3 protein-coding genes are annotated in these 6,428 nt (G+C 68.5%); 1 reads left to right on the top strand and 2 read right to left on the bottom strand.

The genetic code is table 11. From position 1 onward, the window contains the following. Positions 1–1,114 (bottom strand): S1 family peptidase (locus tag AOK24_RS52895; protein ID WP_159052114.1); only part of this gene is annotated, 1,114 nt, incomplete at its 3' end. Positions 1,115–1,172: 58 nt separating this feature from the next. Then, complete coding sequence (locus tag AOK24_RS36475; RefSeq protein WP_055724247.1) at positions 1,173–1,541, bottom strand: hypothetical protein; 369 nt, start codon at positions 1,539–1,541, stop codon at positions 1,173–1,175. Between the two features lie 427 nt (positions 1,542–1,968). Here AOK24_RS36475 and AOK24_RS36470 point away from each other — a divergent pair, with 427 nt between their 5' ends. Next, on the top strand, positions 1,969–5,973 hold the full coding sequence (locus AOK24_RS36470) for a polymorphic toxin-type HINT domain-containing protein (RefSeq protein WP_055724246.1): 4,005 nt from the start codon (positions 1,969–1,971) through the stop codon (positions 5,971–5,973). Positions 5,974–6,428: the final 455 nt, after the last annotated feature.

Genomic DNA, 6,428 nt, shown 5'->3' with positions numbered 1-6,428 from the left:
GCGGGGAGTACAGGGCAGTGGCCGCCGCCGTGATGCCGCCCAGCACCAACTGTGCGTCGCCGCGGAGGTTGATCAGCCCGGCGCGCAGCGGGACGGCCAGCGCGAGGGCGATGCCCAGGACGCTGGTCGTGGTGCTCATCGTCGCCCGGATGCCGTCCGCGCCGAGCGCGAGGACGTGGTTGGTGCCGGAGACCGCGGCGTCGGCGGCGACCGCGATGTCCCCGATGCCGCCGGCGGCACGTTCGACGTCGCCGAACGCGGACCAGTCCCCGTTGCTGTCGCGGACGGTGTGGAAGAGGTCCTTGTTCGCAGTCGTCACCATCTGGAGGCGCCACGGGGTGAGTGTCGAGGCGGTGGACTGCCTGATCCAGGCGCCGAGGTCGTCGACGCGGGTGGCGGTGGCGCCGGTACGGGTCTCGGTGGCGGGCGTGCCGAGGCAGCCGCCCTGCCAGGACGCGGTGACCACGGCGGCGAGTTCCCGCTGTCCGTCCTGTTCGCGGACGACGGGGGCGCCGGTGTCGCCCTTGCACATCGGGGTGCCGTCGATGTCCACGCCGGTGGCGGTGGTCTGGCCGGCCGTCAGGGACCCGGTGCGCAGGGTGTCGGGGATCCAGGCGTCCTTCGTCCTGCCGTACCCGGCGCCGGTGAACGTGTCCCCGGCGGCGGGGGCGGTCGTGGTGGCGCGCAGGGGGAGGATGCCGCGGACGGGGGTGGCGAGCTTCGCCAGGACCAGGTCGCGGTCGGTACGGGGGACCAGCTCGACGACGTCGCGGACCTGGCCGGCGGTGGTGGTGAGGTCGGTGCGGCCGATGGTCGCGGTCGTCTTCCACTTCGGCGCACCCGCCGCGACCGTGAAACCGGCCGACGGGTCGGCGGCGAAACAGCTGCTCGCGGTCAGCAGCCACTGGGCGTTGACCAGGGTGCCGGTGCAGGAGCGGGCAGTGCTGTCGACGGAGGTGAAGGAGCCGATGGACAGCTTCGCGGTGAACGCGTACGACGAGGTTGCGGGCACCGTTCCGTCCAGCGCCTGGGCCGGCGCGGTGACGAGGGTGCCTGATGCCATGAGGGTGGCTATGGCTCCGCCGAGGGCGGCGCGGACGGGGAAACGGGTCATGAAGAAGTACTCCTGAAGAGGACCGGGTACAGCGGTGGGGGTGGGCTGACGGCGGAGGTCAGCCGGTGACGCGGAGTTCGACCAGGACGGAGTGCAGGCCGGTGTTGGTCTCGCCGACGGGCTTGTACTCGTCCACCGGGACCTTGACGACGGTCTCCTTGCCGGCGGCGGTCAGGGTCGCCGAGACCGGGTGGTCATCGGTCCATACGCCGAACGCCTCCGGCAGTTCGAGAGACAGGAAACCGGTCTTGGCTGTCGCGCGGAAGCAGTAGCCGCCTTCGGTCAGGCGCGACTCGATCTTGATGTTCCAGGACTCGCCGCAGTTCACGAGCGTGATGCGGCCGTCGCCCCGCTTGAGGGTGATCTTGCGCTCCTGGAAGACCTGGTCGGCCCCCGGGTAGCTGAAGTCCTCGACCGCGGAGGGCATCCCTGTGCCTGTGACTGCCGCTGCGGGGGCGGCGGCGGGCACTGATGCCTCGGCTCCGGAGGGAAGTGCGATCACGCCCAGACCGGTCGCGACGGCACCACAGAGTCCGAGCCCAAGTGCCTTACGGGCACACAGTTTTGCCATGTTTCCTTCTTCGCGAGCATGACGAACAGAGAAGACCGGAGCAAAGTCATCCGATTGGCAAAAGTTAATCACATGTAAAATCAGAGTGAGGAAAGCGTGAAGACACCCTCCCTCAAAACCGCGCATAGCTCGGCATAAGTGCCGCACGGTCGGATGGCGTTGAAGTTTGCAGAGCAAGCGTCAATCGGGAAGATTGCCCGCTTTATCCGCTTCCCCGTAGGTCGGACGCCGGGGTTGTCGTGGTGCGTCGCGGGGGGTTGTGAACTATCGAAGTGGATGTCAGATGACAAAGCGTTGGCGCCTCGCACAGGCGTCATATGGCCGGGCCTCTCTGTCCCGGCGCACCATCGGGCGGCGTGCCGTCTCGCGTGGTGCGATCACGGGGCTGCTGCCGCTCGCCCTGGCTGCGGGACTCCTCGGAACTCCGTCGGCGACAGCTGCGGACGACGACTCGGAGGTCCTGTTCTACCGCCCGCTCGTGGTGGAGTACTGGCGGACCGGTGGGTTCGGGGTTCAGGAGGCCGCCGAGCAGGCGTTGCTCGGCGGCCCGGCGGAGATCCGTGCGTTCCTCGACGACGTGGACACCCTCCAGGCCATCGATGACCGGGTGGACGTCAGCCGGATCGTCAACGTGGGTGGTTTTGCGGTGCGGGAGGCGGCGAAGGCCGCCCTCGGGCCCACGAAGACGCCCAAGGATGTGGCCGCGTTCCTGGTGGACGGCTGGAAGGCGCCGCTGGAGCAGGACCAGCGGGTCGAGGCCTCTCGGGTCATCAACTTCGGCGGGTTCGGGGTCCAGGAGGCCGGCAAGGCCGCTCTGAAGGGCACGCCCGAGGACGTGGCGAAGTTCCTCGACGAGGGCCAGTACACGGCCCGCGCCACGGACAACCGGGTCGAGGTCTCGAAGCTGATCAACTCGGGTGGCCCGGCGATGAAGGCGGCCGGCAAGCTCGCGCTGCAGGGGACGCGGGACGACGTTGTGGAGTTCCTGGAGGTCGGGCAGTTCACCGCCCGTGACCGTGACCAGGAACACGCCACCATCGCGCAGTTGACCGCGCAGGCCAAGCAGGCCGGTGCGCAGGCGGAGGAGGCGACGAAGTCGGCGCAGGAAGCCTCCGGCAAGGCGGTCCTGGCTTCGGAGCTGGCGAAGGCGGCGGCGCAGAAGGCGGCGAAGGAGACCGCCGCGGCCAGGAACGACTCGTTCAAGGCGGCGTCCTATGCGCGTCAGGCGGCTGACGCGGCGAGGGGTGCCGCGGAGGCGGCGCAGACTGCGATCGGCGCGGCGAACGCCGCCACCCGTTCGGCCCGGGTCGCCGCACTGGCCGCCGCGCAGACCTCGGCGGCGGCGACCGCCGCCGCCAACGCGGCAGGTGCCGCCTACCGTGCCGCGGCCGACGCGGCCAATGACAAGAACAGCGCCGCCGGGGCCCAGGCCATGGCCGCGCAGGCACGCGCTGCCGGGGCTCTGGCCAAGGCATCGGCGGCAGCCGCCGAGCAGGCCGCGAAGGCATCGTCAGCCGCAGGCGCGGCGGTCCGCGCGTCGCAGAGCGCGGCCGGCAACGCGAACGCGGCGGCGGACGCCGCCGACGAGGCCAGCCGCGCCGCGACCGCCGCAGGAGTCCACTCTTCCGAGGCTCAGGCTGCAGCCGCCGAGACCCGACGTCACGCCCGTGAGGCCAACCGGGCAGCCGGCGCTGCCGCGTCGCTGGCCGACGAGTCCGCTGCGGCTGCTTACAGCGCGCGGGACGCGGCGAACTCGGCGGCCGTGCACGCCGAGAACGCGGCAGCCGCGGCGGAGGACGCCGCCAAGCACGCCGGAGAGGCATCGACCGCCGCCGCCAAGTCGGCCGCGCAGGCGGCCAAGGCGAAGGAGGCCGCCGCGACGGCGACCGCTGCCGCCGCCACCGCGCACAAGGTCTTCGACGTCACCCGCAAGACCGAGGCCGAGGACCTCCTGACCCGCACCAACGCGGCCATGGAAGTCGCCCGTTCGCAGAAGGACGCTACCGACACCTTCACCTCCCGGATCGCGCAGATCGCACTGGAGGACATCCGCATCGGCCAGGACACCACCGCCCTCGCCGCCGAGGCCGACAAGCCCGGCGCCGACACCACCGCGATCGCCGCCAAGGGCCGCGCCGTGGCGATGCGCGCGCTGAAGCAGTACGGCGCCTGGCGCCAGGAAGCCGCCGCACGCGCCCTGTCCGGCGGCGACGCCGTGGTCCTGGACTACCTGCGCACCGGCGCCAAGCAGGCGGAAACGGAGGAGATCCGCCAGCAGGTCTCCGACCTCGCCGCGACCAGCCCGTACGAGAGCGTCCGCACGGCCGCTGCCGAGGCGCTCAAGGGCAGTGACGAGCAGGTCCGGGACTTCTACACCACCGGCCAGTACACGGCGGGCGCCATCGACTACCGGGTGCTCGTCTCGAAGATCAACAACGACGGCGGACTGTCCGTGAAGGAAGCCTCCAAGGCCGCCCTCGCCGACGGCAGCCCGCGCGCGATGCAGTCCTTCCTCAACGGAGGCCAGTACCAGGCCCGTACCATCGACGAACGCGTCCTCGCCACGAAGCTGGTCAACGACGGCGGCCCCGAGATCAAGGCCGCAGCGAAGATCGCTCTGACCGGCCCGTCCGACGACCTCCACACGTTCATCCTGGCCGGCCAGTACATGGCCGACCGCAAGGACAAGCTCGCCCAGACCCACACCGCCCAGATGCAGCGGCTCCTCGCCGACATCGACGGCGTCGCCGCCACCGCCCGCGCAGATAGCTGGCTCGCCGCCAAGGCCGCCGCCACCGCCAAGAACGCGAAGACCGAAGCCGCCCAGGCAGCCACCGAGGCCCAGAAGTCCGCCACCCAGGCGAGCACCTACGCGGCCAACGCCAAGAAATCCGCCGACCAGGCCCAGACCAGCGCCGACCAGGCGGCCCAGTCCGCGAAGACCGCCCGCGCGGCAGCTGCTCGCGCCGACCAGGACGCGAACGCCGCCGCCGAATCAGCCGCCCAGGCGGAATGGTCCGCGACCTACGCACGGAACTCCGCATATGCCGCCAACGATGCTGCCGAAGAGGCTTCGGACAGTGCTCTCAAAGCAGGCAAGAGCGCCACAGCGGCGAATGCCGACGCGGCCAAGGCGTGGTCAGACGTCCTCGCCAAGCGCCGATCCGAGGAAGCCGCTGCCCGCAAGCAGGCAGAGGAAGAACGCCAGAAGCAACGCGAGCTGGATCAGCAGCTGAAGAGTCCGCGCTGCAACCTCAACATCTACCGGGAGACCCTTTCGCCCTGCGCCCTGTCGGGCGACTACGAAATCCGCAAGCCGTCCATGAGTCTGGGCAAGTTCCTGCTCAACGGCGGCATGGAACTCCTCGGCGTCAACGACGTCATCGACTGCGTCACCGACCCCGCACTCGGCAAATGCACCCTCGCCGTCGCCGGAGTCCTCCCCGTCGGCAAGGTCAAACTCGTCAAAAAGGCCGCTGACGGGGTCGAAGACGTCATCGAAGGATCTCGTGCCGCCAAGGCCGCCGAGAAATGCCTCCAGTGCTTCCTCGCAGGCACCAAGGTCCTCATGGCCAATGGCTCCACAAAGAACATCGAGTCGGTCAAGGAAGGCGACCTGGTTCTGGCGACCGACCCGGTAAGCGGAATCACCGGAGCACGCACTGTAACCGACCTGATCATTACCGAACACGACAAGCGATTCAACACGCTGACCGTGCACACCCGGCAGGGCACCGAACACCTCACGGCGACAAACGAGCACCCCTTCTGGTCCCCCTCCTCCGGGACATGGGTAGCGGCCGAGGATCTGCGAGTCGGCTCGACTCTCCGGAGCACGGACGGCACCAACGTCGTGGTCGAGGGAAACCATACGTTCGAGAAGGCCGCTCGGACGTACAACCTCACGGTGGAAGGTCTGCACACGTACTACGTGCTGGCAGGCAGAACCCCCGTTCTCGTCCACAATGCGAGCTGTAATGTCGCCGAGGCGCGACGTCTGCAGGCCAAGCTCGCGGCAGAAGAACTGGCGGGGGCAGAGGGGCACGCGTTCCAGAAGCATGTCGTTGAACAGGGCGAGTTCCCAGGTATCAAGACCCGTCAACAGTTCGCCGACATGATCCAGGACGTCGTACTCAACGGTGAGCGGCGGGTCGGCGGAGGTGGACGCAGCGCTTACTGGCGTAATGGGGTAATTGTCATCAGGAACCCCAACGCTCGGGACGGGGGTACCGTCTTCGCGCCCCGTGAGGGACGGGAATACTTCACCAGAAACTTCAAACCCGAATAGGAAGGACTCTTCATGCAAGTAGAGGATCTCGGCACAGAAATCGTCGCGACGATGTCCAGGCCAGAATTCTTTCTTGTGGTCTCACTCATGAGTGAAGCACTCGAAACCGGAGATGAGCGAGACTTCGAAAGTCGCGTGGGTGCATCGATGGACGAAGTGCGGGCCCTTCTGCGAAGCCTGCCCGACCTGCCATTGGGCAGTGCATCCTAGCGTCACTTGTCAACTGCCTTGAATGGCGCCCAGCCAGGAATTCTCGACTGGGCGCCATTTTCGGTTCTGCTTGCGGAACCGTGGAGTTGCCCAGCACTCGCCCTGACTGCCAGCTTATTTTTCCTGCTGTGGTCAAGCGCGAAGGTGGCGCATCGTGAGCGGTGCGGCCCGCGTTTTAACTCCCCACGTCCGATTGGCCGGGTGCTTCCGTCTGTGCGGGGGCAATTAAGAGCTTGTCTCACGTG

It is taken from the genome of Streptomyces niveiscabiei (assembly GCF_001419795.1).
Taxonomy (GTDB): Bacteria; Actinomycetota; Actinomycetes; order Streptomycetales; family Streptomycetaceae; genus Streptomyces; species Streptomyces niveiscabiei.
This window is presented reverse-complemented; position numbering and strand designations above follow the sequence as displayed.

Bases quoted from the DNA above. Each gene is read 5' to 3' on its own strand.
- AOK24_RS36475 (WP_055724247.1), bottom strand. From the start codon at position 1,541: ATGCCCTCCGCGGTCGAGGACTTCAGCTACCCGGGGGCCGACCAGGTC.
- AOK24_RS36470 (WP_055724246.1), top strand. From the start codon at position 1,969: ATGACAAAGCGTTGGCGCCTCGCACAGGCGTCATATGGCCGGGCCTCT.